This window comes from Microbacterium sp. JZ101 (assembly GCF_053903175.1).
This window is the reverse complement of sequence record NZ_CP096400.1, coordinates 3,551,782-3,574,530: the sequence shown is the minus strand read 5'-3', so window position 1 is coordinate 3,574,530 and position 22,749 is coordinate 3,551,782. Positions and strand designations below refer to the sequence as shown.

The window sequence follows — 22,749 nt, the reverse complement described above, 5'->3', positions numbered from 1 at the left end:
TCGAAGGGAGCTCACAGCGCACTTTTAGCACTCTCCCCCTGAGAGTGCTAATTTGAAACATGAGTCGATGCGACTCAAGGTGATGTTGCGAACAGCGCCGAGCGAACAGAGGAGGACGATCACGATGGCGATGTTCTTCGATCCGTTCCGTGAGTTCGACCGGGTGGCCGAGCAGCTCTTCGACCGCCAGGGCCCCCGCCTCATGCCGATGGATCTCTACCGCGACGGAGACCACTACGTGCTGAGCGCCGACCTTCCCGGCATCGATCCCGGAAGCGTCGACATCGATGTCGACGGCCAGCTCCTGACCATCCGCGCGCAGCGGACGGGCCGCAGCGAAGAGGGCGTGAAGTGGATCACGCGCGAGCGGCCGACGGGCGCGTACATGCGTCAGCTGAACCTCGGCCAGGGCATCGATACCGAGCGCATCACGGCGACCTACGAGAACGGCGTGATGAGCGTGCTCATCCCGATCAGCGAGAAGGCGAAGCCGCGCAAGATCGAGGTGCAGCGCTCGGGCGACAGCAGCCAGACGCTGACGGCCCCCGAGCTCACCTCCTGATCCCCCGGATCATCCGCGCGCAGAGGGAGAGGGGCAGATGCGATCGCATCTGCCCCTCTCCCTGTGCGCTGGCTATGCGTCGCGACGCGCGCCCTCCGACGGCGTCACCGTGAAGGTGTGCGGCGCCCGGAAGCCGCGTTCCGCGAAGGCCGCACGGGCCGCCTCGGCGACGACGTCGACCCGATCGGCGTCCACGAGCGCGATCGCCGCGCCGCCGAAGCCGCCGCCGGTCATGCGCGCGCCGATCGCACCCGCCGCGAGCGCGGCCTCGACGGCGGTGTCGAGCTCGGGGACCGAGATCTCGAAGTCGTCCCGCATCGACGCGTGCGACGCGACGAGGAGGTCGCCGATGGCCCGCGGCCCGGCCGAGCGCAGCGTGGCGACGGTGTCCAGCACACGCTGGTTCTCCGTCACGATGTGCCGCACCCGGCGGAAGGTCACCTCGTCGAGCGTCTCCTCGGCGCGCGCGAGGTCGTCGACCGACAGGTCGCGCAGCGAGGGCACGCCCATGTCGGCCGCGCCCTTCTCGCACGAGGCCCGGCGCTCGCGATAGCCGCCCGTCGAGTGCGCGTGCGTGACCTGGGTGTCGATGACCAGCAGGGCGAGCCCCTCCCGGGCGAAGCCGAGGTCGACGGACTCCGTCGCGAGGGTCCGGCAGTCGAGGAAGGTCGCGGCGTCGGGCCGGCCGAGCGTCGACGACACCTGGTCCATGATGCCCGTCGGCGCGCCGACCGCCTCGTTCTCCGCCGTCCGCCCGATCTTCGCGATCGAGAGGCCGTCGAGCCCGAGCTCCCACAGATCGCTGAGCGCCGACGCCGTCGCCCCCTCGATCGCCGCCGACGAGGACAGTCCCGCGCCGACCGGCACGTCCGATGCGAGGGCGATGTCGAGGCCGCCGACGTCGGATGCGCTGCGCCCGGTCGCCGCGAGGGCGGCCCAGGCGACGCCGAGGGGATAGGCGGCCCACTCGGGCACCGATCCGCTCTGCACGGCGTGACCCGCTGCGCCGTCGAAGGTGGCCGCGAGCGCGTCGATCGACAGCTCGAACGGGACCCGGTCGAGGGTCGAGACGACCCGGAGAATGCGGTCGCCTCGCATGCCGACCGCGGCATACGTGCGGTGCTCGATCGCGAACGGGAGCACGAAGCCCTCGTTGTAGTCGGTGTGCTCCCCGATGAGGTTGGCGCGCCCCGGCGCCGACCAGACGCCCACCGGCTCTCCGCCGGTGAGCGAGCGGAGCAGCTCGATCGCCTCGTGCTGCGCGGTCATGCCCCCACCGCCTCGCGCAGTCGCTCTGCGGTCTGCTCGGGCGGGACATCCCCGATCCACGCTCCCATGGCGGCCTCCGATCCGGCGAGGTACTTGAGCTTGTCGGCCGCGCGACGCGGCGAGGTGAGCTGCAGGTGCAGCCGCGCCGTGTCCCTCCCGACATCCACGGGCGCCTGATGCCACGCCGCGATGTACGGCGTGGGGGTGTCGTAGAGACGGTCCACGCCCCGCAGCAGACGCAGGTACACCGAGGCGAGCTCGTCGCGCTCGGCGTCCGTGAGAGCGGCGAAGTCGGGAGCGTGGCGCCGTGGCGCGAGGTGCACCTCGACGGGCCATCGCGCGGCGAACGGCACGTACGCGATCCAGTGCTCGGCCTCGAGCACGACGCGGGGGCCCTGCTGCTCGAAGGTGATGATCCTCTCGAACAGATCAGCGCCCTCGCGCTCGATGGCCTGCAGCAGGAGCTTCGTGCGCGGCGTGATGTAGGGGTACGCGTAGATCTGGCCGTGGGGATGGTGCAGCGTCACGCCGATCTGCTCGCCCCGGTTCTCGAACGGGAAGACCTGGCGGATGCCCGGCAGGGCCGAGAGCGCGGCGGTGCGGTCTGCCCATGCCTCGATGACGGTCCGAGCGCGGGTCTCCGTCTGCGTGCCGAAGGAGCCCTCGCGCTCGGGGCTGAAGCACACGACCTCGCAGCGGCCGACCGACGTGCGGCTGCGGCCGAGCCCCGGCGCGTCGAGGTCGTCGAGGCCGAGCGGCGGGTCGACGGCGGCGGGCGCGTCCCCCGTGGCGACGTCGAGTGCCGGGCCGAACGACGGCGACTTGTTCTCGAAGACCGCGACGTCGTAGAGGCTCGGCACCTCCGACGGGTTCGTCGGCGTCTGCGGGGCGAGCGGGTCGAGCTCGGCCGGCGGCAGGAACGCCCGGTTCTGGCGCGCGGCGGCGACCGAGATCCAATCGCCCGTGAGCACGTCGCGACGCATCGTCGCCGTCTCGGGCCGCGGACCGAGCTCGCGCTCGTCGATGCGCCGCTCCTCGGGCAGCGTCGTGCCCGGGTCGTCGTAGTAGATGAGCTCGCGCCCGTCGGCGAGACGCGCGACGCGCTTGACCACGCCGGCGCCCAGCGTCGTCCCCGGTGCCACCATGGCTCCTCCGTTCCTGCGCGATGCCGCGCGTGTTGACGTCAACATGGATGGTAGTGCAAAGTGGGTCGCAGGAGAAGGGAGACCCCATGGCGCAGGTGTCGGCCGCCGACGTCGCCCGACTCGCCGGGGTCTCGGGCCAGACCGTCTCGCGCGTCGCCAACGGATCTCCTCGCGTCGACCCGACGACCCGCGCGCGGGTCGAGGCGGCCATGGCTCAGCTCGGCTATCGGCCGAACCGCACCGCGCGCGCCCTGCGGACCGGGCGCACCCGCACGATCGGCGTCGTCGTGCGCACGCTGGCCTCGGTCGGCAACACCCGCGTGCTCGAGGCCGTCACGCAGGCCGCGTCGGCCCGCGACCACGCCGTCCTCGTGGTGACGCTCTCGGAGGACGCCGAGCGCGCCGACACGGCGTTCGCGGCGCTCGCTGACCACGGCGTCGACGGCGCCGTGGTCCTCAACGAGGCGACACCGAGCATCCACGAGGCCGCGGAGCCCGGGTTCCCCGTCGTCGCGGTCGACGCCGACACGAGCGAGCGGTTCACCGTCATCTCGTCGGATCACGCCGGCGGCGCCGAGAGCGCCACCGCGCACCTCCTCGCGCAGGGGCACGCCTCCGTGCATCACCTGGCCGGCCCCGCGGGCTCGTTCGCCGCCGCCGAGCGCGAACGGGGATGGCGCGCCGCCCTCGCGGCGAGGGGCGCGACCGCGCCGCGTCCTCTGCGCGGAGACTGGACGGCCGCGACCGCCCGCGATCTCGCGGAGGAGCTCGTCGCGGACCCCGCGGTCACCGCGGTCTTCGCGGCGAACGACCAGATGGCGCTCGGCGCCCTGCACGCCGCCCACGCAGCGGGGCGCGACGACCTCGCGGTCGCCGGGTTCGACGACGTCGTCGACGCGGCGGACTACTGGCCGCCGCTCACGACGGTGGCGCAGGACTTCGACGAGCTCGGCTCGACCGCGGTCGACCTGCTCCTCGCGCTGCTCGCGGGCGACGCCGTGGCCGACCGCACGATCGTGCCGACGCGCCTCATCGTCCGCGAGAGCTCGCTGCGGCCCCGGTGACCACTGCGGCACGCCTCGCAGGGCGCGCCCAGCCGTGTTCGTAGGATTGAACGGTCCCGTGCGCCCTCGCACGACCCGATGAGCAGGATGTCCATGACCCACCGCCGCACGGCCGAGGCACGCAGCTGTCTGCGACGTCTGGGCGCGCCGACCGCGGTCCTGCTCGCGCTGCTCCTGGGCGCCCAGCCCGCGCTCGCGTCGGTCCCCGATGCGACCTCCGAGCCATCCGATGCGCCCCGCCGTCACGTGACCGCTCCGAAGGAGAGCGGGCAGGAGGCGCGGGTCGGCGTCCCCGCAGACGCGGACGGCGACGACGACCAGGCGCCCGCTCTCTCGCTCCTCCCCGCGCAGCAGGGAGTGCTCGGCGCCGACGCCGCCCTCAACGCGACGGCGACGATCGCCAACCCCGGCGCGGAGGCGCTGCCGGCGGGCACGCTCCGCCTCGACATCGCGCGCTCGGCACTCGGCGACCGCGCCGCGCTGGACGCCTGGCTGGCGTCGGGCGAGGCCGACGGAGACTTCGCGACGCTCCAGACCGCACCGGTCGACGAGGTCGGCGGAGGCGCGAGCGCGACCGAGGAGCTCTCGGCCGCGGCGGATGTCGCCGGCCTCGAGGGCCTCGCAGCCGGCGTCTACCCGCTGCGCGCGACGCTCGGCGCAGGCGCGTCCGCGATCGAGGGCCGCAGCGTCGTCGTGGTCGCCGACGGCGAGCGCGCGCCGGTCTCGGTCATCGTCCCGATCACCGCGCCGCCGACCGCGGCGGGGCTCCTCACGGCCGACGAGATCGGCACCCTGACCGGCCCCGACGGCGCGCTGTCGCAGGCGCTCGAGGCCGTCGCCGGCACGACGGCCGTGCTCGCGGTCGATCCGGCCATCCCGGCGGCGATCCGCGCGCTCGGCACGGCAGCGCCCGCTGCCGCCCTCGAGTGGCTCGAGCGGCTCGAGGAGCTGCCGAACGAGCGCTTCGCCCTCCAGTTCGGCGACGCCGACGTGACACCGCAGATCCAGGCGGGCCTCGCGGCGCCGCTCGCGCCCACGAGCCTGCGCGCGTTCGAGAGCGGCGAGAACTTCGCGGCACCGGAGCCGACGCCGTCGGCCACGCCCGCCGCGGAGGAGGAGCCCGCCGCGCCGGATGAGCCCGCCTACCCCTCCCTCGAGGAGCTCCTCTCCATCGGCGAGGAGGCGGCGCGCGTGTACTGGCCGGCCGAGGGATCCGCGGGCCCCGACGTCGTGTCCGCTCTCGCCGTGGAGGGAGCGACCACGCTCATCCCCTCGACGTCGACCGCCGAGGGAGCAGAAGGAGCCGCCGTGCCCGCGCGCGCCGACGGCGCGCTCGTGTACGACGAGGCCATCTCCGAGGTGCTCAGCGCCGCCGCGCTCGACCAGAGCGCGCACGAGGACGATCTCGTCGAGGCCTCCGCGGAGCTGTGGTTCGCGGCGCACGAGACCGGAGGAGCTCCGCTCCTCGTCGCGCTCGACCGCCCCGCCTACCCGGCCGACGACGCGGAGGCGCCCACGGCCATCCGCACCGAGGAGAGCCTGCGCGACGCCATCGAGAGCGTCACCCGCAATGCGTCGGTCGAGGCCGTGCCGCTCACCGACGTCCTCGAGGCCGAGGCGCAGCCCGTCACCGTGTCCGAGGTCGCGCCGGAGCCGGAGCGCACCGCGGCGGTCTCGGCCTTCACGGCCGCCGAGCCGGGCCTCGCGCACATGGCGTCGGCGCTCGACGAGCCCGAGCTGCTCACCGGCCAGGCGCGCGCCGAGGCCCTGCAACTGCTCGGCGTCGGATGGACCGACGACCCCGACCGCTGGCGCGAGGCCATCGGCGCGCACGCCGAGCTGACCGCTCAGCGCGTCGACGGCATCGGCGTCACGGTGTCCGACCAGGTGCAGCTTCTGAGCGCCGAGGCGCCGCTGCCGGTCTGGGTGCGCAACAGCCTCGCGTGGCCCATCACGGTCGTGCTCGAGGTGCAGCCCGACAACGTGCGCCTCGACGTGCAGGAGCGCATCGAGGTGCAGGTGCCGGCGGGCAGCAACCCGCGCGTCGAGATCCCCGTCGAGGCGCGCGTCGGAAGCGGCGAGGTGCAGCTCGCGGTCTCGCTGTTCACGGCATCGGGCGAGCAGATCGGCGGCGTGCAGACCATGGACGTGACCGTGCGCGCCGAGTGGGAGCGCATCGGCATCGCCGTGCTCGTCGCGATCATCGTGCTGCTCGTCGTGGGCGGCGTGATCCGCACGGTGCTCCGGCGACGCCGGCGGATGGCCGAGCGCGCGGATGCGGATGGCGCGGATGCGGACGGCGCGACGGCGGACGGCGCGGATGGCCCGCCCGCAGGGGAGAGGGACGCATCGGATGACTAGCCTCGGCCGCTCCAGCGCCATGATCGCGGCCGGGACGCTCGCCTCGCGGGTCACGGGTCTCGTGCGCTCGATCGTCCTCATCGCGGCGGTCGGCTCGTTCGGCAACGCCTCCGACGCGTTCACGGCGGCGAACCAGCTGCCGAACAACATCTTCATGATCATCTCGACGGGCGTCCTGACGGCCGTGATCGTGCCGCAGATCGTGAGGTGGAGCGCGCGCGAGGACGGCGGGGCCTCGCACATCTCGAAGTTCATGACGCTGGGCGGTGTGCTGCTCGCGGGCGCGAGCGTGCTCGCGATGATCCTCGTCTGGCCGCTCATCTGGCTGTACGGCGCCCGGTTCGACCCCGACACCATCGCGCTCGCGGTCGCCTTCGCCTACTGGTGCCTGCCGCAGATCTTCTTCTACGGGATGTTCGCGCTGCTCGGCGAGACGCTCAACGCGCGCCGCGTGTTCGGCCCGTACGCGTGGGCGCCGATCGTCAACAACGTCGTCTCGATCGCGGGATTCGGCGTGTTCATCGCCGTGTTCGGCGGCCATCAGTCGTCCCTCGCGCAGTGGACGACCGCAGACGGCAGCTGGAACCTCCCCAAGGTCGCGCTCCTCGGCGGCGTCGCGACGCTCGGCATCGTCGCCCAGATGTTCGTCCTGCTGTTCTTCTGGCGACGCACGGGGCTGAGCATCCGCCCCGACTTCCGCTGGCGCGGCATGGGCCTGCGCGAGGTCGGCAGCCTCACGAGCTGGACGTTCCTCATGATGGTCATCGGCCAGCTCGTGTCGATGTACCAGCAGAGCACGATCTCGGACGCGTCCGGGCAGGCGTCCGTGACCGTCTGGTTCACGTCGTGGCTCGTGTTCATGCTCCCGTACTCGGTCATCGTCCTCTCGATCGGCACCCCCTACTTCACCCAGCTCAGCGAGCACGCGGCTGCCGGGCGCGACGACGAGGTGCGCGCCGACATCGGCCGGGCCATCCGGATGCTCGGGCTGCTCTGCGTGCTCGCCACGGCGGCCGTCATGGCGGCGGCGGCGCCCGTCGCCCGGATCTTCACCGAGAACGGGGAGCAGGCGGTCGAGGCCTCCCTCGTGCTCATCGGATTCCTCATCGGGCTCGTCCCGCTCGCGGTCCAGTTCGTCGTGCAGCGCACGTTCTACGCCTACGGAGACACGCGGACGCCGTTCTGGTTCACGGTCTTCCAGGGCGCGCTGTCGGTGACCTTCGCGACGGCGTCGATCCTCGTGTTCTCGACCGACGAGCTGCGCCCCTACCTCACGGCCGCGGTGGCCACCGGGCAGTCGCTGTCGAGCACGGCGCAGGTCGTGCTCGCGACCTGGCTCCTCCGGCGTCGTCTCGGGCCGCTCGGCCTCGGCGTCTCGCTCCGGGCCCTGCTGCGCTTCGCGCTGGCCGCCCTCCCCGCCGCCGGTGCGGGCGTCGGCGTGTACCTCCTGTGCGGCGGCGCCGGGGGATGGATGCTCGACGGCATCGCGCAGGCGATCGCGGGGTGCATCCTCATCGGCGGCGCCACGGCGCTCGTCTACGTCGTCGCCCTCGCGGTCCTGCGCTCACCCGAGCTGAAGTCCGTCACGCAGCTCATCCGCGCGCGGCTCAGGCGCTGACGCTCACCTGCGGCGGGCGCGTTCCGAGGCGCGCCCGCCGCAGGCGGTCACCGGAGCGCTGGGGACGCCTGCCGGTGCGGCTCCGGGCGCTGGGGTCGCCCGAGCGGAGCACCCGCGGAACGCGGGCGCCTCCGACGCTATCGGCGCGGTGCGAGCGCCTCGGGCGCGTCGCCCGTCCCACCACGCCGGGCGGGCAGTTCCACCCGGGCAGAACGGGGAGTCGTGGTCAGAATCTCCGCGAGACCTGCCGCCCCAGCTCTCGGGCTCAGTCGGCGCGCGCGATCCGCGGGTCCATCCGGCCATCCATCCACTCGCGCACGACGTCGTTGAAGAGGGGGACATCCTCGACGTTCCAGACGTGGTGCATCCGAGGGACGAGGCCCGTCCGCACGGTCGGCAGCGCTGCCCGGAGCACGGCGAGGGACCGGCGCACGACGGCCGGCTCGCGTTCCCCGCCGACCGCGAGGAGGGCGCCGCCGTAGGCGCCGAGACCCGTCGGCACGCGGCCCGCGTCGACATCGGCCGACATCGCACGGGCGTTCTCCTTCCGCACCGAGAGCCCGTGCCGCACGAACTCCTCGCGGGCATCCTCCGGCAGCCGGAAGGCCGCGGCCTGCGCACGCCAGAACCAGGCGGCGTCCCACAGGGCGAGCTGCAGCGCGGTGATCGCCCGCGCGCTGCGCCCCACACCCGTGAGCGGAGCCCCCGTCACGAGCGCCCGCGGCACATCCGTCCCGTGCCGGGCCAGCAGCCGGAGGGCCACGACTCCGCCCAGCGACAGCCCGACGAGGTCGAACGGGCCGCCGACTCCGGCCGACCGCACCTGCGCGACGACATCATCCGCGACGGCGTCGAGGCCGGGCCAGTCCTCCGCCGTGCGCGCGCCGAATCCCGGCAGATCCGGCGTGAGGACCAGCCGGTCGCGGAACGCCTCGACCTGCGGCGCCCACATCCAGTTCGCGACGTTCCCGCCGTGGAGGAGCACGAGGGGCCGAGTGCCCGTCTCCGCATGCGCCGGGTGGATGACGGGGAAGGCGCTCATGGCAGGTCCGCCTCGATCTCGTCGAGCCAGGCGAGTTCCGCCCGCATGTGCGCGATGCCGTTCGCGAGCGTCGCCAGACGGAAGCGGGCAGCGCGATCGCGGGGTGCGCCCGTCGTTTCTCGGATGCTCTCGAAGTGCGCGAGGAGCTCCTCCGCCTCCTGACGGCGCACCGCGAGAAGTCGACGGAGAGCCTCCGGCTCGAGCCCGTCGGCGAAGAAGAGACGCGCGAGGAACGGGTCGCGGTCGGCATGCGCCTCGACGGGCGAGACCAGCCATTCGGCGAGCGCCGCCCGCCCCTCCGCCGTGATGCGATGCACCTGGCGGTCGGGCGCGCCCGCACCGGGCACGACCTCGACGGCCGCCAGCCCGTCGTCCACGAGGCGCGCGAGCGTCCGGTAGATCTGCGCCTTGTCGGCCGCCCAGAAGTGCCGGGCGGTGGAGTCGAAGTGCCGCTTGAGGTCGTAGCCGGTCATCGGCGCGAGAGCGAGCAGGCCGAGGACGATGCGGGAGAGGGTCACGCCCCTAGTAGACAACACATCTAGGTGACTTGTCTACTAGTCGGGCGCGAGCCCTCGCCCCTCACTCCTGGCGGAACACGGCCACGCCGCGCGGAGGCAGGGTCTCCCCGCCGAGGAGCGGCGCGCCGGCGACCCCGTCGAGAGGCAGCTCGTCATCCGTGCGATTGAGCACGAACGCGAAGCGGGCGCCGTGAGAGCCGCGCAGCGTGAGCGCGGCTCGCCCGCGCAGAGCCTCCGGCAGCTCGCTCTCGACGCCCGCGCCCTCGAGCAGGGCGGGGATGATCGTGGCGAGCCCCTCGGCGCCGAGGCGCGTCGAGACGTAGGCGGCGGATCCTGCGCCGACGGCGCGCCGCGTGACGGCGGGGGAGCCGTCGAGCTCGGACTCCGCGTAGCGCGCGAGCACCTCGACGCCCGGGTCCACGAGGTCGACGGGCTCGCTCCAGAGGGTGCCGATCGCGCCGGAGTCGAGGCGGATGGTCTCGCCGTCGTACAGAGGACGGAACTCCTCCACGCGCACGCCGAGCAGCTCCCGGAACGCGCCGGGGTAGCCGCCGAGCCACGCGCGGTCGTCCTCGTTCACGGCACCCGAGAAGTACGTCGTGACGAGGTGCCCGCCCGCCTCGACGTAGGCCGCCAGCGTCTCCGCGAGCGCAGCCGGGACGGCGTAGAGCACAGGGGCGATGACGAGGCGGTAGCCCGAGAGGTCGACGTCGGCGGGCACGACGTCGACGCGCACGCCGGCATCCCGCAGGGCGGTCCACCAGTCGAGGGCCTCCTGCCGGTACCGCAGCAGCTCGGTGGGGTGGGAGTCGAGCTCGCTGCCCCACCACGAGTCCCAGTCGAACAGGATGGCGACAGGGGCCGGCACGGCCTCGGCGCCCGCGATGTCGTCGAGGCGCCGCAGCGTCGCGCCGAGGTCGACGACCGAGCGGAACACCCGGCTGTCGGGGCCAGCGTGCGGGACCATCGCCGAGTGGTACTTCTCCGCCCCCGCCGCCGACTGGCGCCACTGGAAGTAGCAGACGGCGACCGCTCCGTGGGCGACATGGGTGAGCGAGTCGCGGACGAGCTCGCCGTCGCGCTTCGGGCGGTTCACGCTCTGCCAGTTGACCGCGCTCGTCGAGTGCTCCATGAGGAACCACGGGCGGCGATGCGAGATGCCCGAGACGAGCGCCGCCGAGAAGGCCAGCTCGTCGTACGACTGCGGCCCGGGGTGCCGGTAGTGGTCGTTCGAGACGAAGTCGAGCTCGTGCGCCCAGTCGGCGTAGTCCGCGTGCTGCGTCTCGCCCATCACCATGAAGTTCGTCGTGATGGGGATGTCGGGGGTGATCCGCCGCAGCAGATCGCGCTCGGCGATGAAGTGCTCCTTGAGCGCGTCGGACGAGAAGCGCTTGAAGTCGAGCTGCTGCGTCGGGTTCGGATGCGAGTCGACTTCGCGGGGCGGGAGGATCTCGGAGAAGGACCCGTACTGCTGCGACCAGAACGCCGTGCCCCACGCGTGGTTGAGTCGCTCGATCGTGCCGTAGCGCCTCTCGAGCCATCCGCGGAAGGCGCGCGCCGCGTCATCCGAGTAGTCCCACGCGTTGTGGCAGCCGAGCTCGTTGTTGACGTGCCACGCGACGAGCGCCGGATGGTCCCGGTAGCGCTCGGCGAGCGCCTCGACGAGGCGCAGGGCGTAGCCGCGGAAGACCGGCGACGTCGGGCGCCAGTGCTGACGCGCGCCGGGGGAGAGGATGTGCCCGTGGTGCGTGACGGGGAGCACCTCGGGGTGCTTGATCGTGAGCCACGGCGGAGGAGACGCCGTGGCCGTCGCCAGGTCGACGCCGATCCCGTTCGCGTGCAGCAGGTCGATGACCTCGTCGAGCCACGCGAAGTCCCACGTGTCCTCTGCCGGCTGGATCTTCGCCCACGAGAAGATCCCGACCGAGACGACGTCGACGCCCGCCTCGCGCATGAGGCGGACATCCTCGTCCCACACCTCTCGGGGCCACTGCTCGGGGTTGTAGTCGGCGCCGTACGAGATGCGTCGCGTCGTGCCTTCGGGGGTGCGCAGCCAGCGGTGCGTCTGCATGGATCGGCTCCTTGTCATGGGGATGGTCCGGCGGATGGCGCGGGACGAGGCGCGGGGTGCGTCGCGGTCGCGACGCACCCCGCGAGGGGAGGTCGCGGCTACTCGACCGTGAAGCCCTGGTCGGCTCCGTACTTCACGAGGGTCTGCTGCCACTCGGCGAGGCCCTCGGCGATCGTCGTGTCGCCGACGTACGCCTTGCCGACGGAGTCGTTGAACACGCTGTTCGCGTACACCTGGAACGGCAGGTACTCCCAGCCCTCGACGACGTTGGCCGACGACTCGGAGAGAACCTCGTTCACGGTCTGACCGCCGAAGTACTCGAACTCCTTCGCGAGGAACTCCTCCGACTCGAGGTCCGCGACCGTCGCGGGGAACCCGCCGCCGTCGATGCGCAGCTGCACGCCGTCGCCGTTCGCGGCGAACTCGAGGAAGTCGTAGGCGAGCGCCTTGCTCTCGCTGCTCTCGAGCACGCTCATCGCGCTCCCGCCGTTCTCGGCGGTCGCGGTGCCGCCCTCCTCCCACTGCGGCATGGGCGCGACGCGCCAGTCTCCCGCCGCGTCCGGCACGCCGGTCTCGAAGTTGCCGGGCATCCACGCGCCGATGGTGAGCGTCGCGATCGTGCCGTTGCCGAGTCCCTGGTACCACTCGTCGCTCCACGAGCTGATCGGCGCGACGAGGTCCTCCTCGACGAGCTGCTGCCAGTACTCGGCGAAGCGCGTGGAGCCCTCGTCGGCGAGGTCGATCGAGACGTCGGTGCCGTCGACCTGGAACGGCTGACCGCCCGCCTGCCAGATCATCGAGGTCGCGAAGCCCGCGTCACCCGTGTCGTTCGTGATGTAGAGGTCGGGGTCCGCCTCGTGGAGAGCGCGCGCGGCCTCGAGGTACTCGTCCCACGTGGTCGGCACCTCGATGCCGTGCTCGTCGAAGACGGCCTGGTTGTAGAAGAGCGCCATCGGGCCCGAGTCGAGGGGCAGGCCCCAGACGCCCGTTCCGCCGTAGTTCACGGCGTTCCAGGGCCCCGGGGCGAACGCGTCGGCGAGATCGGCCGCGCCGAACTCCGTCAGGTCGGCGAGCGACTCGCCGATCGCGAACTGCGGCAGCGCGTAGTACTCGACCTGGGCGAGGTCGGGGGCACCGGATCCGGCGGTGATGGCGTTCTGCAGAGCGGTGTACTGGTCGTTGCCGGTGCCGACGTTGACGACGTCGATCGTGACGTCGGGGTGCTCCTCCTGGTATGCGTCCGCGATGGTCTCGACGGTCGGATCCCAGGCCCAGACGGTGAGCTCGCCGCCCTCCTCGGCAGCGGTGTCGGGGTCGGCGGCGCCGCCCGAGCACCCGGCGAGGGCGAGGGCTGCGACGCCCGTGAAGGCGGTGCCGATGAGGGCGCGGCGGCCCAGGCGGCGGAAGGTGCGGTTCATGCGGTTGGCACTCCTTTGTGGTGGGTGAGGACGGTCACTCCTTGACGGACCCGGCCGCGAGGCCGGACTGCCAGAAGCGCTGGAGGAAGAGGAAGGCGATGATGAGCGGGACGATCGTGAGGAGCGACCCGGTCAGGACGAGGTCGAAGATCGCCGTGCCGCCGGCGGTCGCGGCCTGCGCGTTCCACTGGTTGAGGCCGATGATGAGCGGGTACCAGTCGGGGTCGCGCAGCATGATGAGCGGCAGGAAGTAGTTGTTCCACGTCGCGACCATCGTGAACAGCAGCACCGTGACCATCCCGGGAGCGAGCAGGCGCAGCGCGACCTGCCAGAAGATCCGGAACTCGCTGGCGCCGTCGATCCGCGCGGCCTCCATGAGCTCGGTCGGGATGGCCTCGCTCGCGAAGGTCCACATGAGGTAGAGGCCGAACGGCGAGATGAGCGACGGGACGATGACGGACCACGGCGTGTTCGTGAGACCCATCTCGCTGAACATGAGGAAGGTCGGCACGGCCAGGGCAGTGCCCGGCACGGCGACCGCTCCGATGACGACCGCGAACACGGCCTTCTTGCCCGGGAATTCGTACTTCGCGAGGGCGTAGCCGCCGAGGACGGCGAGCAGGGTCGCCCCGCCCGCGCCCACGATCACGTACAGGAGGGTGTTCGCGAACCAGCGCAGGAAGATGCCGTCGTCGTACGTGAGCGCGCGGCCGATGTTGTCGAACAGCGCGAACTCGTCGCCGAACCAGAGGCCGAACGTCGTGAAGAGGTCGTCCTGCGTCTTCGATGCGTTGATGAAGAGCCAGACGAGCGGGATGAGCGAGTAGATGAGGATGATCGCGGTCAGCGCGGTCAGGAGCACGCTGCGACGCGGGCGGTCGATCGTGCCGAGCGGGCGGCGCGCGCGAGCGCCGGGGCGGAGGGTGACGAGGCTCGTGGTGGACATGTCAGTCGGCCTTCCGCATCCCGCGCAGCTGCACGACGTAGGCGATGACCATCGTGATCACGCCCATGATGATCGCGACGGTCGCGGAGTAGTTGAGCTGCTGGCCCGAGAACGCGAGGTTGTAGGCGTACAGGTTGGGCGTGAACGAGGTCGTGATCGCGTTCGGCGCGAGCGACTGCATGATGCTCGGCTCGTTGAAGAGCTGGAAGCTGCCGATGATCGAGAAGATCGTCGCCACCACGAGGGATCCGCGGATGGCCGGGAGCTTGATCGCGCGGATGACCCGGAACTGGCTCGCGCCGTCGATCGCCGCCGCCTCATAGAGAGAGGTCGGGATGACCCGCAGCGCCGAGTAGAAGATGAGCATGTTGTAGCCCGCGAACTCCCACGTGACGATGTTGCCGATCGACGCGAGCACGAGGTCGGGGGAGAGCAGCTCGGGGAGCGCGATGCCGAGCAGGTCCTCGAGGTTGCCGACGAGCCCGAAGCGCTCGCCGTACATGAAGCCCCACATGAACGCGGCGACGACGGCCGGCACTGCGTAGGGCAGGAAGATGCCGATGCGGAAGAAGTCCCGTCCGTACAGGCGGCCGCTGTCGATCGCGAGAGCGGCGATGAGCGAGATGCACAGCATGATGGGCACCTGCACGACGAGGAACAGCGCCACGCGGACGAAGCCCTCCCAGAACGCGGCGTCGGAGAACGCCGCGACGTAGTTGTCGAGGCCGACGAAGACCGTGCCGCCGACGAGCTGCGAGCGGAAGAGGCTGAGGTAGATCGAGTACGCGATCGGGGCGAGGAAGACGAGCGCGAACACGATCATGAACGGAGCGAGGAACCCCCATCCGGTCCATCGGCCGCGTGCATGGCGCGCGGCTCTCGTCTGCGCCCGGCCCGGTGGCTTCACCGAGACGGCAGGCGACGTCGTCATCATCCTGGGGTCCTCCGCTGCGTCGACAGGAGTGTGGGAACAGCTATGTTTGCGTAAACATCGTACGCGACATCGATGAGCGCGCAACTCGGCGGGGTCACGATACGGTTTCAGGACGATGGACGAAGACGCTTCCCCCCGCCCCCGGCGCCGACGCCGCACCTCCGAGGGACGCCGCGTGTCGATGGCCGATGTCGCGGCCCATGCCGGCGTCTCGGCGCAGACCGTCTCGCGCGTGGCGAACGGCTTCGGCGGAGTGCTCGACGAGACCCGCGAGCTGGTCATCGCGGCGATGGACGAGCTCGGCTACCGGCCCAACAGCGCGGCGCGCGCCCTCAAGCTCGGGTCCTTCCGGACGATCGGCGTGGTCTCCAGCACGCTGTCGACGATCGGCGACATCCGCACGATCGAGGCGATCGCGCACTCGGCTGCCGTCGAGGGGTACACGACCACGCTCATCCCGCTCCGCGCGCAGGCCGAGGGCGGCGTCAAGCGCGTGTACTCGCGGCTCCAGGAGCTCGCCGTCGACGCGCTCATCCTCAACATCGAGAAGCAGCTGCTCGACCGCGCGGAGACGCTCGTCCCCCCGGGGGTGCCGATCGTGCTCATGGACACGAGCGCGGACGGCGCCCACGTCGTCGTCGACACGGACCAGTTCGACGGCGCGCGGCAGGCGACCGAGCACCTGCTCTCGCTCGGCCACCGCACGGTGTGGCACCTGACCGGCCCTGAGGAGTCGCATCCCGCGCAGCGCCGCGCGGACGGATGGCGGCAGACGCTCGAGCGCGCCGGGCGCGACGTGCCGCCGCTGCTCCGCGGCGACTGGTCGGCGCAGTCCGGCTACGAGATCGGACGGACTCTCGCCGCGGATCCGTCGTGCACGGCCGTCTTCTGCGCGAACGATCAGATGGCGCTCGGCCTCTACCGTGCGCTGCGGGAGGCCGGGCGCCGCGTGCCCGACGACGTGAGCGTGGTGGGCTTCGACGACACGGCCGACGCGGTCGCGTACGACCCGCCGCTCACGTCCGTGCATCAGGACTTCGCGGACGCCGGTCGACGGGCCGTCGCGGCCGCTCTCGCTCAGCTGCGGACCGGAGCCGAGAGCCGACCGGGGGTCGATGTCGTGCCGACCGAGCTCGTCGTGCGCGAGAGCACCGCCCCGCCGGCGCGGCCATCCTGATACATTGACGAATATCTATGGAATACCCCGGACGTACCATGGGTTGAGTCATCCAGACACCTCAGGAGGCGCGCGTGCGACAGCTCATCATCATCGGATCAGGCCCGGCCGGATTCACGGCGGCGATCTACGCGGCGCGCGCGAACCTGCAGCCGCTCGTCGTGGCCAGCTCGGTCGAAGTGGGCGGCGAGCTCATGAACACGACCGAGGTCGAGAACTTCCCCGGGTTCCCCGAGGGCATCATGGGCCCCGAGCTCATGCAGAAGATGCAGGAGCAGGCTGAGCGCTTCGGCGCCGAGGTCCGCTATGACGACGTGACCGAGCTCGACCTCGCGGGCGATGTGAAGCGCGTCACGCTCGGCAGCGGCGCCGTCGAGGAGGCCCAGGCGGTCATCTTCGCCACGGGCTCCGCCTATCGCAAGCTCGGCGTGCCCGGCGAGGAGCGCCTGTCCGGTCACGGCGTCTCGTGGTGCGCGACCTGCGACGGATTCTTCTTCCGCGAGAAGGAGATCGCGGTCGTGGGCGGCGGCGACTCGGCGATGGAGGAGGCGACGTTCCTCACGAAGTTCGCCTCGAAGGTCTACGTGATCCACCGCCGCGACAGCCTCAAGGCCTCCAAGATCATGCAGGACCGCGCCTTCGCGAACGAGAAGATCGAGTTCGTGTGGAACGCCGAGGTCGCTGACGTGCGCGGTGAGTCGGCCGTGGAGGGCGTGACACTGCGTGACACCGTCACCGGCGAGACCCGCGACCTCGCGCTCGACGGCCTGTTCGTGGCGATCGGCAACGACCCCCGCACGCACCTCGTCCACGACAAGCTCGAGCTGACGGCCGACGGCACGATCGCGGTCGACGGCCGCTCGTCGCGCACGTCCGCGCGCGGCGTGTTCGCCGCCGGCGACGTGATCGACCCGTCGTACCGCCAGGCGGTCACCGCGGCCGCGTCGGGCACGGTCGCCGCGCTCGACGCCGAGCACTTCCTCGCGTCGCTGGGCGACGCGGGAGAGCCGGCCCCGACCGAGGACCAGCTGGTCGAAGCCTGACCCGGGGAACATCGCACCGCCATCCGGTGTTCTCCCCCTTAGCTGCTGAACAAGGAGATCCCATGAGCAACGTCAAGGCCACTTCGTCGGCCACTTTCGAGCAGGATGTGCTCCAGGCCGACGGCCCGGTGCTGGTCGACTTCTGGGCCGCCTGGTGCGGTCCGTGCCGCATGGTCGCGCCCGTCCTGGACGAGATCCAGGCCGAGAATCCCGACAAGATCACCATCCTCAAGCTCAACGTCGACGAGAACCCCGACCTCGCGATGAAGTACCAGATCACGTCGATCCCGGCGATGAAGGTCTTCCAGAACGGCGAGGTCGCCTCGACCATCATCGGCGCCAAGCCCAAGTTCGCGCTCGAGCAGGATCTCGCCCCCTACCTGGGCTGAGACTCCGCGCAGGAGCGACTCCTGCGCCGCGTGCACCTCGAAGCCGTCCTGCGGATCCGTCCGCAGGGCGGCTTCGCCGTGTCAGCCGCGATCGACGACCCGGACGACGGCGTCCCAGCGGCGATGGGTGTTCTCCTGGCCGATGAGCCGCCAGACGGCCTTCGTGAGCTCGGGGTACTCGGCCGCGATGAGCCGCAGCACGCGCTGATTGCGCGCGTGCGTGGGCCGCAGACCGCCATCCGCCTCGATGTGCTCAGCGCGCAGGGTGAAGACGACGAGCTCGTCGACCGTGGGGAGGTCCTCCATGAAGTCCCAGGGATCCTCGCCCTCGCGCAGCCGCTCGTGGATGAGGGCCGCGAGCTCGTCGGCCGCCTCGGCGCGCAGCACCTCGACGCTCGCGCGGCGGCGGGGGAGGGATTCGGCGGGCAGCTCCACCCGTCAAGCGTACGCGCGTGCACGCGCACGAGGGCCGCGCGCACCCGATTCCGCCCGCGCTCTCCCGCGCTTCCCGAGTCTGCATGTCTCACTCGACGAGGGATCCGGGGCCGGATGGCCTCGTCGAGTGAGACATGCAGAGGTGCGGCCGCGGGGCGGCTCAGTGGTTGCGGAGCCGGTCGATGAGCTCGCCCTTGCGGAGCTTGGAGTACCCCTCGATTCCGAGCTCCTTCGCGCGCTTCTTCAGCTCCGGCACCGTGCGCTCCTCGTAGTCCTCCGCCTTGCCGCCGCGCTTGCCGACCGAGCTCCGGCCGTCTCGCGCGGCCGCGTTGGCGATGCGCGCGGCCTTCTCGGCCGACGCACCGTCCTCGCGGAGCTCCTCGTAGAGCTTCTCGTCCTTGATCCTCGGGTTCGGCATCTGCGTGCCTCCTCTCAGAAGGGGCGGCCCCCGGTGACCGGGATGACCGCACCGGTGACATACGTCGCCTCGTCGCTCGCGAGGTACACGTAGGCGCCCGCGAGCTCGGCCGGCTGGCCGGCCCGGCCGAGCGGAGTGTCCGAGCCGAAGGTCTTCACCTTGTCGGCGGGGAAGCCCGTCGCGGGGATCAGCGGCGTCCAGATGGGGCCAGGAGCGACCGCATTGACCCGGATGCCCTTCTCGGCCAGCTCCTGCGCCAGAGCCTGCGCATAGGCCACGAGGGCGGCCTTGCTCATGGCGTAGTCGAGCAGCCCGGGGGAGGGCTCGGACGCCTGGATCGACGTCGTGACGATGATCGAGCCGCCTGCCGGCATGTGCGGCACGGCCTCGCGGGCCAGCACGATGGCGGAGACGAGGTTCGTGTGGAACACGCGCTCGATCTCCGACACCTGCATCGACTCGATGCCGTCGCGCTGCTTCTGGTAGGCGGCGTTGGGAATGAGGATGTCGATGCCGCCGAGGGCCTCGCGCGCCGCGCGCACGAGCTCGACGGTCTCCTGCTCGGAGGTGAGGTCGACGGCGAATGTCGCGCAGACGCGACCCTCCGCCTCGACGAGACGCCGCGTCTCGGCTGCGTCGGCCTCCTCCTCGGGAAGGTGCGCGATCGCGACATCCGCGCCCTCTCGCGCGTACGCGAGCGCGACCGCGCGGCCGATGCCCGAGTCGCCGCCCGTGATGAGCGCCTTGCGCCCGATCAGGCGGCCTCGACCGACCCAGCTCGACTCGCCGTGGTCGGGCTCGGGGGTCATCTCCTCGGTGAGCCCCGGCTGCGTCTCCTGCTCCTGCTCGGGGAAGGGGCCCCCGTCCTTCGCGTCGCGCGGGTCCTGCCCGCTCTGCGCTCCGCTCGTGCCTGCGTTCTCGGTCGTCTCCATGGGGCTTCGTCCTCCCGGCTCGGTGTCTCGACAGGTCGTGCGGTTTCGACGTTACGAATCCGTGACCCTGCTCGAAACCCCTTGACGGTCGTGCGGCGCATGCCCTACGGACGGCGCTCAGGCCCCGCGGTAGCCGATCAGCCAGCGCAGCCCCTGCGCATCCACGACGATCCCGTCCCAGTCGCCCCAGGAGCGCCTCTCGAGCGGCGAGACGATGGTTCCCCCCTGAGCCAGCGAGTCGAACCAGCGGTGCAGCGTCGCCGCGTCAGATCGCCCCAGGAGCGACAGCATGACCCCGGTCAACGCGACCGCGTCCTCGTCGGCGCCGGCGTCCGCGCCCTGAAGCGAGACGGGCCCGAGGAGGTCGCCGTGCGCGATGTCGTCGGCAGGGCCGTCGGTGCGCCCGAACTCGCCGTACGTGTGGAGTTCGAGCTCACCGCCGAACACGGCGCGATAGTGCTCCAGGGCCTCCCGGCAGGTGCCGGGGAAGAAGATGTACGGCGTGGGCGCGGTCATGCGACCACGCTAGCCGCCGCCCTCACTCGCCGTAAGCGGTCTCGCCGATCTCCTCGAGCATCCGATTGAGGTCCTGGATCGAAGCGAAATCAATCGTGACCTGGCCTTTTCTTGCCGTCAGCTTGATCCGGACCTTTGTGCTCAGCCGGTCGCCGAGTCGCGTCGCCACTTCATCGAGGTAGGCGCGCCGCGCTCCGCCCTGAGGGCGAGGAGTGCGCTGGGGCGCTGCGGTCCCGGCTGCGGCGATCTGCTTGGCCGCTGCCTCGGCAGCGCGGACGGACAGATCCTCGTTGACGATCTTGTCCGCGAGCTGCTGCATCTGCTCCTCGGTCTCGAGGGAGAGGATCGCGCGCGCGTGGCCGGCACTGAGCACGCCCGCCGCCACCCGCTGCTGCACGGGCACCGGCAGCCGGAGGAGACGGATGGTGTTGCTGATCTGGGGGCGCGAGCGTCCGATCCGAGTCGCGAGCTTCTCCTGCGTGATCCCGAAGTCCTCGAGGAGCTGCTGGTACGCCGACGCCTCTTCGAGCGGATTCAGCTGCGACCGGTGGAGGTTCTCCAGCAGGGCGTCGCGCAGGAGGTCCTCATCCGCCGTGTCGCGGATGATCGCCGGGATCTCGGTCAGTCCGGCCTCTCGCGACGCTCGCGTTCGGCGCTCGCCCATGATGAGCTCGTACGTCCCGTCGCCCTTGTCGCGCACGACGACCGGCTGCAGGACGCCAAACTCCTTCACGCTGTGGACGAGCTCGGCGAGATCGTCGGGGTCGAAGTTCGTGCGCGGCTGACGCGGGTTGGGGACGATCGCCTTCGGGTCGATGTGCACGAGGCGCGCGCCCGGGACCTCGACGAGCTCTTCGCCCGACGTGGGGGAGGCCTCCTCCTTCGACGCGCGCTTCCGCGGCGCGGTCTCGCCGGCGCTCGAGCCCTTGGTCTTCGTCGACGACGGGAAGAAGACATCGACGGGACGCTCGTCGCTCAGCTCCGAGGTCGGAATGAGCGCTCCGATGCCGCGACCCAGGCCAGTACGTTTCGCCATCAGGATTCCCCTTCCTTCGCGTCCGCGCTTCCGCGTCGCACGATCTCGAGCGCGGCCTCGCGGTACGCGATCGCACCCGCGGAGTTGCCGTCGTATGTGATGACCGTCTGCCCGAAGCTCGGTGCCTCGGAGACGCGCACGGAGCGCGGAATGACGGTGTCGAGCACCTCGCCCGTGAAGTGCCCTCGCACCTCGTCGGCGACCTGCTGAGACAGTCGCGTGCGCGCGTCGAACATGGTGAGAAGGATGGTCGACAGACGCAGGCGCGGATTGAGGTGCTTCTGGATCATCTTCACGTTCCCGAGGAGCTGGCTCAATCCCTCGAGCGCGTAGTACTCGCACTGAATCGGGAGGAACACCTCGGTCGCTGCCGTGAACGCGTTGATCGTGAGAAGCCCCAGCGAGGGAGGGCAGTCGATCAGGACGAAGTCGAGGCGCTCCTCGCGATCCTCGAGATACTCCGCCAGAGCGGTCTTCAGTCGCTGCTCACGGGCGACCTGCGTGACCAGCTCGATCTCAGCGCCGGCGAGGTGGATGTTGCTCGGTGCGCACACCAGTGTCTCGCCCTCAGGGCTCTGCTGCACCACATCCTTCAGTGGAACGTCGTCGATCAGGACGTCGTAGATGCTCGGGCTCTCGGCGTTGTGGGGGACACCGAGCGCCGTCGACGCGTTCCCCTGCGGATCGAGGTCGATCACGAGGACACGACCGCCCAGCGAGGTGATCGCGGCAGCGATGTTCACTGTCGTCGTGGTCTTGCCGACCCCGCCCTTCTGGTTCGAGATCGTCATGATCCGAGTGGGGCCGGTGAACGACACCTCGACGTCCGCAAGCGCGCGGCGACGGGCTGTGAGGTCGGCCAACTCCCGCGCGATCGGACTGTCGTCAGGCTCCGTGATGTTGCCGGACTGTTTCACGTGAAACACTCATCCCTTCGCCGCGAGCAGACGCTCTCCACTCTAACGGGCGATACCCCGCCACGCCTGCAGCGGCACCCAGGTAGGGGCTGGGTGTTCGCGCGGTCCGGATGTTTCACGTGAAACGTCACGTCGATCACGGCGTCGCCGTCCAACCGGTCCGGTTCTCGCGCCGCTGCCCGCAGCGTTTCACGTGAAACATCGCGCGCGGCAACGCCGCACTTGATCCCCAGAGCGACGGGACGAGCCATCGACCCCGTGCAACAGAGATGGGCGCGGGGAGGCCCCGGCGTGCGACGGAGCGGCGAGCTCGGGCGCCGCTCGAAGTTGCGGTCCGAAGCAGTCGGCCGCCCACGTGTTTCACATGAAATGTCCCGACCGGATTGGCCTCGAGCCAACGGCCTACCAAACCGCATCTCCGGAGTGGATGCAGGGCGACCGGAGAGCCGAACGTGGATGTCGCGGGGGAGACCGGCGGGCAGAAGGCATCGAGGAACGTCCCGCGTCGAAGCACGGAGACAACCGCGCTGCACTGGATCTGACGAGTGAGACTCCTGCAGAGCGCGGGTGCGGCCCGGGAAGGGACGGCCAGCGCCCACGAGCAAGCGGGCTTCCCCATCGACGTCTCGTCACTCTCCCAGATCCCTCACGCTGCCGAGTCCGAGGCGTCACTTCCGCCTTCAAGGTGCCGCCCAGACGGAGCAACATGGCTCTGTTCCACGTGAAACGCCTCACCATCCCTCACCATCCTCACAACGCGTCGTCTCTTCCGGACAGACGCGCCTCGGGACGGCACGGGGCGCGACACCCACTGACCGCGACCGCTGTCGCCGCACTCTGCAATGTTTCACGTGAAACGCGACATCTCCTCGTCTTCAGTGCCGAGTGGTGTGCGCGTGCGGGCGAGCGCCGTGCGCCCGAGTCCACCGCGCCGGTCG

21 protein-coding genes are annotated in these 22,749 nt (G+C 71.1%); 7 read left to right on the top strand and 14 right to left on the bottom strand.

Features of this window, described 5'->3' with window-relative positions:
• The first annotated feature begins 124 nt into the window (after positions 1-124).
• Positions 125-562 carry an Hsp20/alpha crystallin family protein gene (locus M1D56_RS16430; RefSeq protein ID WP_271172552.1) on the top strand — a complete coding sequence of 146 codons (438 nt, stop codon included), beginning with the start codon at positions 125-127 and terminating at the stop codon, positions 560-562.
• A gap of 72 nt (positions 563-634) precedes the next feature.
• On the opposite strand, the gene galK is transcribed toward M1D56_RS16430, so the two are convergent.
• Together galK and galT are read right to left on the bottom strand one after the other, a co-directional pair.
• The gene (gene galK / locus M1D56_RS16425) at positions 635-1,831 is read right to left on the bottom strand and encodes a galactokinase (RefSeq protein ID WP_456284244.1); all 1,197 of its coding nucleotides are present in this window, start codon (positions 1,829-1,831) and stop codon (positions 635-637) included.
• Positions 1,828-2,973 carry a galactose-1-phosphate uridylyltransferase gene (galT, locus tag M1D56_RS16420; RefSeq protein WP_456284243.1) on the bottom strand — a complete coding sequence of 382 codons (1,146 nt, stop codon included), beginning with the start codon at positions 2,971-2,973 and terminating at the stop codon, positions 1,828-1,830. The genes galK and galT overlap by 4 nt, the downstream gene beginning before the upstream one ends.
• Positions 2,974-3,062: 89 nt before the next feature.
• Here galT and M1D56_RS16415 point away from each other — a divergent pair, with 89 nt between their 5' ends.
• From M1D56_RS16415 to murJ, 3 genes are all read left to right on the top strand, one after another.
• Entirely contained in the window at positions 3,063-4,040 is a 978-nt protein-coding gene (locus M1D56_RS16415) for a LacI family DNA-binding transcriptional regulator (RefSeq protein WP_456284242.1), read from the top strand.
• A gap of 93 nt (positions 4,041-4,133) precedes the next feature.
• Positions 4,134-6,401, top strand: coding sequence for a DUF6049 family protein (locus tag M1D56_RS16410; protein ID WP_456284241.1), 2,268 nt, complete (start codon positions 4,134-4,136; stop codon positions 6,399-6,401).
• A complete protein-coding gene (gene murJ / locus M1D56_RS16405; protein WP_456284240.1) occupies positions 6,394-8,019 on the top strand; it encodes a murein biosynthesis integral membrane protein MurJ in 1,626 nt (541 codons plus the stop codon). The genes M1D56_RS16410 and murJ overlap by 8 nt, the downstream gene beginning before the upstream one ends.
• Positions 8,020-8,284: 265 nt before the next feature.
• On the opposite strand, the gene M1D56_RS16400 is transcribed toward murJ, so the two are convergent.
• The 6 genes from M1D56_RS16400 to M1D56_RS16375 form a co-directional block, all read right to left on the bottom strand.
• The gene (locus tag M1D56_RS16400; protein ID WP_456284239.1) at positions 8,285-9,061 is read right to left on the bottom strand and encodes an alpha/beta fold hydrolase; all 777 of its coding nucleotides are present in this window, start codon (positions 9,059-9,061) and stop codon (positions 8,285-8,287) included.
• Complete coding sequence (locus M1D56_RS16395; protein ID WP_456284238.1) at positions 9,058-9,579, bottom strand: PadR family transcriptional regulator; 522 nt, start codon at positions 9,577-9,579, stop codon at positions 9,058-9,060. The genes M1D56_RS16400 and M1D56_RS16395 overlap by 4 nt, the downstream gene beginning before the upstream one ends.
• Before the next feature lie 61 nt (positions 9,580-9,640).
• Positions 9,641-11,650, bottom strand: a complete 2,010-nt coding sequence (locus tag M1D56_RS16390) for a beta-galactosidase (RefSeq protein ID WP_456284237.1) — start codon at positions 11,648-11,650, stop codon at positions 9,641-9,643.
• A 98-nt stretch (positions 11,651-11,748) separates the two neighbouring features.
• Positions 11,749-13,068 carry an ABC transporter substrate-binding protein gene (locus M1D56_RS16385; protein ID WP_324013290.1) on the bottom strand — a complete coding sequence of 440 codons (1,320 nt, stop codon included), beginning with the start codon at positions 13,066-13,068 and terminating at the stop codon, positions 11,749-11,751.
• A 34-nt stretch (positions 13,069-13,102) separates the two neighbouring features.
• Entirely contained in the window at positions 13,103-14,014 is a 912-nt protein-coding gene (locus M1D56_RS16380) for a carbohydrate ABC transporter permease (protein WP_456284236.1), read from the bottom strand.
• Position 14,015: 1 nt separating this feature from the next.
• The gene (locus M1D56_RS16375) at positions 14,016-14,945 is read right to left on the bottom strand and encodes a carbohydrate ABC transporter permease (RefSeq protein ID WP_271172682.1); all 930 of its coding nucleotides are present in this window, start codon (positions 14,943-14,945) and stop codon (positions 14,016-14,018) included.
• 184 nt (positions 14,946-15,129) lie between these two features.
• Here M1D56_RS16375 and M1D56_RS16370 point away from each other — a divergent pair, with 184 nt between their 5' ends.
• From M1D56_RS16370 to trxA, 3 genes are all read left to right on the top strand, one after another.
• Positions 15,130-16,125: a LacI family DNA-binding transcriptional regulator gene (locus tag M1D56_RS16370; protein WP_456285249.1), complete on the top strand. Its 996-nt coding sequence runs from the start codon at positions 15,130-15,132 to the stop codon at positions 16,123-16,125.
• A gap of 74 nt (positions 16,126-16,199) precedes the next feature.
• A complete protein-coding gene (gene trxB, locus M1D56_RS16365) occupies positions 16,200-17,168 on the top strand; it encodes a thioredoxin-disulfide reductase (RefSeq protein WP_324013293.1) in 969 nt (322 codons plus the stop codon).
• A 62-nt stretch (positions 17,169-17,230) separates the two neighbouring features.
• Entirely contained in the window at positions 17,231-17,557 is a 327-nt protein-coding gene (gene trxA / locus M1D56_RS16360) for a thioredoxin (protein ID WP_271172540.1), read from the top strand.
• Between the two features lie 81 nt (positions 17,558-17,638).
• Here trxA and M1D56_RS16355 read toward each other — a convergent pair whose 3' ends face one another.
• The 6 genes from M1D56_RS16355 to M1D56_RS16330 form a co-directional block, all read right to left on the bottom strand.
• Complete coding sequence (locus M1D56_RS16355; RefSeq protein ID WP_324013296.1) at positions 17,639-17,992, bottom strand: tryptophan synthase subunit alpha; 354 nt, start codon at positions 17,990-17,992, stop codon at positions 17,639-17,641.
• Positions 17,993-18,152: 160 nt separating this feature from the next.
• Complete coding sequence (locus tag M1D56_RS16350; protein ID WP_271172539.1) at positions 18,153-18,410, bottom strand: DUF7218 family protein; 258 nt, start codon at positions 18,408-18,410, stop codon at positions 18,153-18,155.
• Positions 18,411-18,424: 14 nt separating this feature from the next.
• Positions 18,425-19,342 carry an SDR family oxidoreductase gene (locus M1D56_RS16345; RefSeq protein ID WP_271172538.1) on the bottom strand — a complete coding sequence of 306 codons (918 nt, stop codon included), beginning with the start codon at positions 19,340-19,342 and terminating at the stop codon, positions 18,425-18,427.
• A gap of 117 nt (positions 19,343-19,459) precedes the next feature.
• On the bottom strand, positions 19,460-19,858 hold the full coding sequence (locus M1D56_RS16340; RefSeq protein WP_456284235.1) for a VOC family protein: 399 nt from the start codon (positions 19,856-19,858) through the stop codon (positions 19,460-19,462).
• Positions 19,859-19,880: 22 nt separating this feature from the next.
• On the bottom strand, positions 19,881-20,894 hold the full coding sequence (locus M1D56_RS16335; RefSeq protein ID WP_271172536.1) for a ParB/RepB/Spo0J family partition protein: 1,014 nt from the start codon (positions 20,892-20,894) through the stop codon (positions 19,881-19,883).
• Positions 20,894-21,820 carry a ParA family protein gene (locus M1D56_RS16330; protein WP_456284234.1) on the bottom strand — a complete coding sequence of 309 codons (927 nt, stop codon included), beginning with the start codon at positions 21,818-21,820 and terminating at the stop codon, positions 20,894-20,896. The genes M1D56_RS16335 and M1D56_RS16330 overlap by 1 nt, the downstream gene beginning before the upstream one ends.
• Positions 21,821-22,749: the final 929 nt, after the last annotated feature.

Excerpts from the sequence above, each read along its gene's own strand:
- M1D56_RS16430 (WP_271172552.1), top strand. The coding sequence starts at position 125 with ATGGCGATGTTCTTCGATCCGTTCCGTGAGTTCGACCGGGTGGCCGAG.
- galK (WP_456284244.1), bottom strand. The coding sequence starts at position 1,831 with ATGACCGCGCAGCACGAGGCGATCGAGCTGCTCCGCTCGCTCACCGGC.
- M1D56_RS16415 (WP_456284242.1), top strand. The coding sequence starts at position 3,063 with ATGGCGCAGGTGTCGGCCGCCGACGTCGCCCGACTCGCCGGGGTCTCG.
- M1D56_RS16410 (WP_456284241.1), top strand. The coding sequence starts at position 4,134 with ATGACCCACCGCCGCACGGCCGAGGCACGCAGCTGTCTGCGACGTCTG.
- murJ (WP_456284240.1), top strand. The coding sequence starts at position 6,394 with ATGACTAGCCTCGGCCGCTCCAGCGCCATGATCGCGGCCGGGACGCTC.
- M1D56_RS16400 (WP_456284239.1), bottom strand. The coding sequence starts at position 9,061 with ATGAGCGCCTTCCCCGTCATCCACCCGGCGCATGCGGAGACGGGCACT.
- M1D56_RS16390 (WP_456284237.1), bottom strand. The coding sequence starts at position 11,650 with ATGCAGACGCACCGCTGGCTGCGCACCCCCGAAGGCACGACGCGACGC.
- M1D56_RS16385 (WP_324013290.1), bottom strand. The coding sequence starts at position 13,068 with ATGAACCGCACCTTCCGCCGCCTGGGCCGCCGCGCCCTCATCGGCACC.
- M1D56_RS16380 (WP_456284236.1), bottom strand. The coding sequence starts at position 14,014 with ATGTCCACCACGAGCCTCGTCACCCTCCGCCCCGGCGCTCGCGCGCGC.
- M1D56_RS16375 (WP_271172682.1), bottom strand. The coding sequence starts at position 14,945 with ATGACGACGTCGCCTGCCGTCTCGGTGAAGCCACCGGGCCGGGCGCAG.
- M1D56_RS16370 (WP_456285249.1), top strand. The coding sequence starts at position 15,130 with ATGGCCGATGTCGCGGCCCATGCCGGCGTCTCGGCGCAGACCGTCTCG.
- trxA (WP_271172540.1), top strand. The coding sequence starts at position 17,231 with ATGAGCAACGTCAAGGCCACTTCGTCGGCCACTTTCGAGCAGGATGTG.
- M1D56_RS16350 (WP_271172539.1), bottom strand. The coding sequence starts at position 18,410 with ATGCCGAACCCGAGGATCAAGGACGAGAAGCTCTACGAGGAGCTCCGC.
- M1D56_RS16345 (WP_271172538.1), bottom strand. The coding sequence starts at position 19,342 with ATGGAGACGACCGAGAACGCAGGCACGAGCGGAGCGCAGAGCGGGCAG.
- M1D56_RS16340 (WP_456284235.1), bottom strand. The coding sequence starts at position 19,858 with ATGACCGCGCCCACGCCGTACATCTTCTTCCCCGGCACCTGCCGGGAG.
- M1D56_RS16335 (WP_271172536.1), bottom strand. The coding sequence starts at position 20,894 with ATGGCGAAACGTACTGGCCTGGGTCGCGGCATCGGAGCGCTCATTCCG.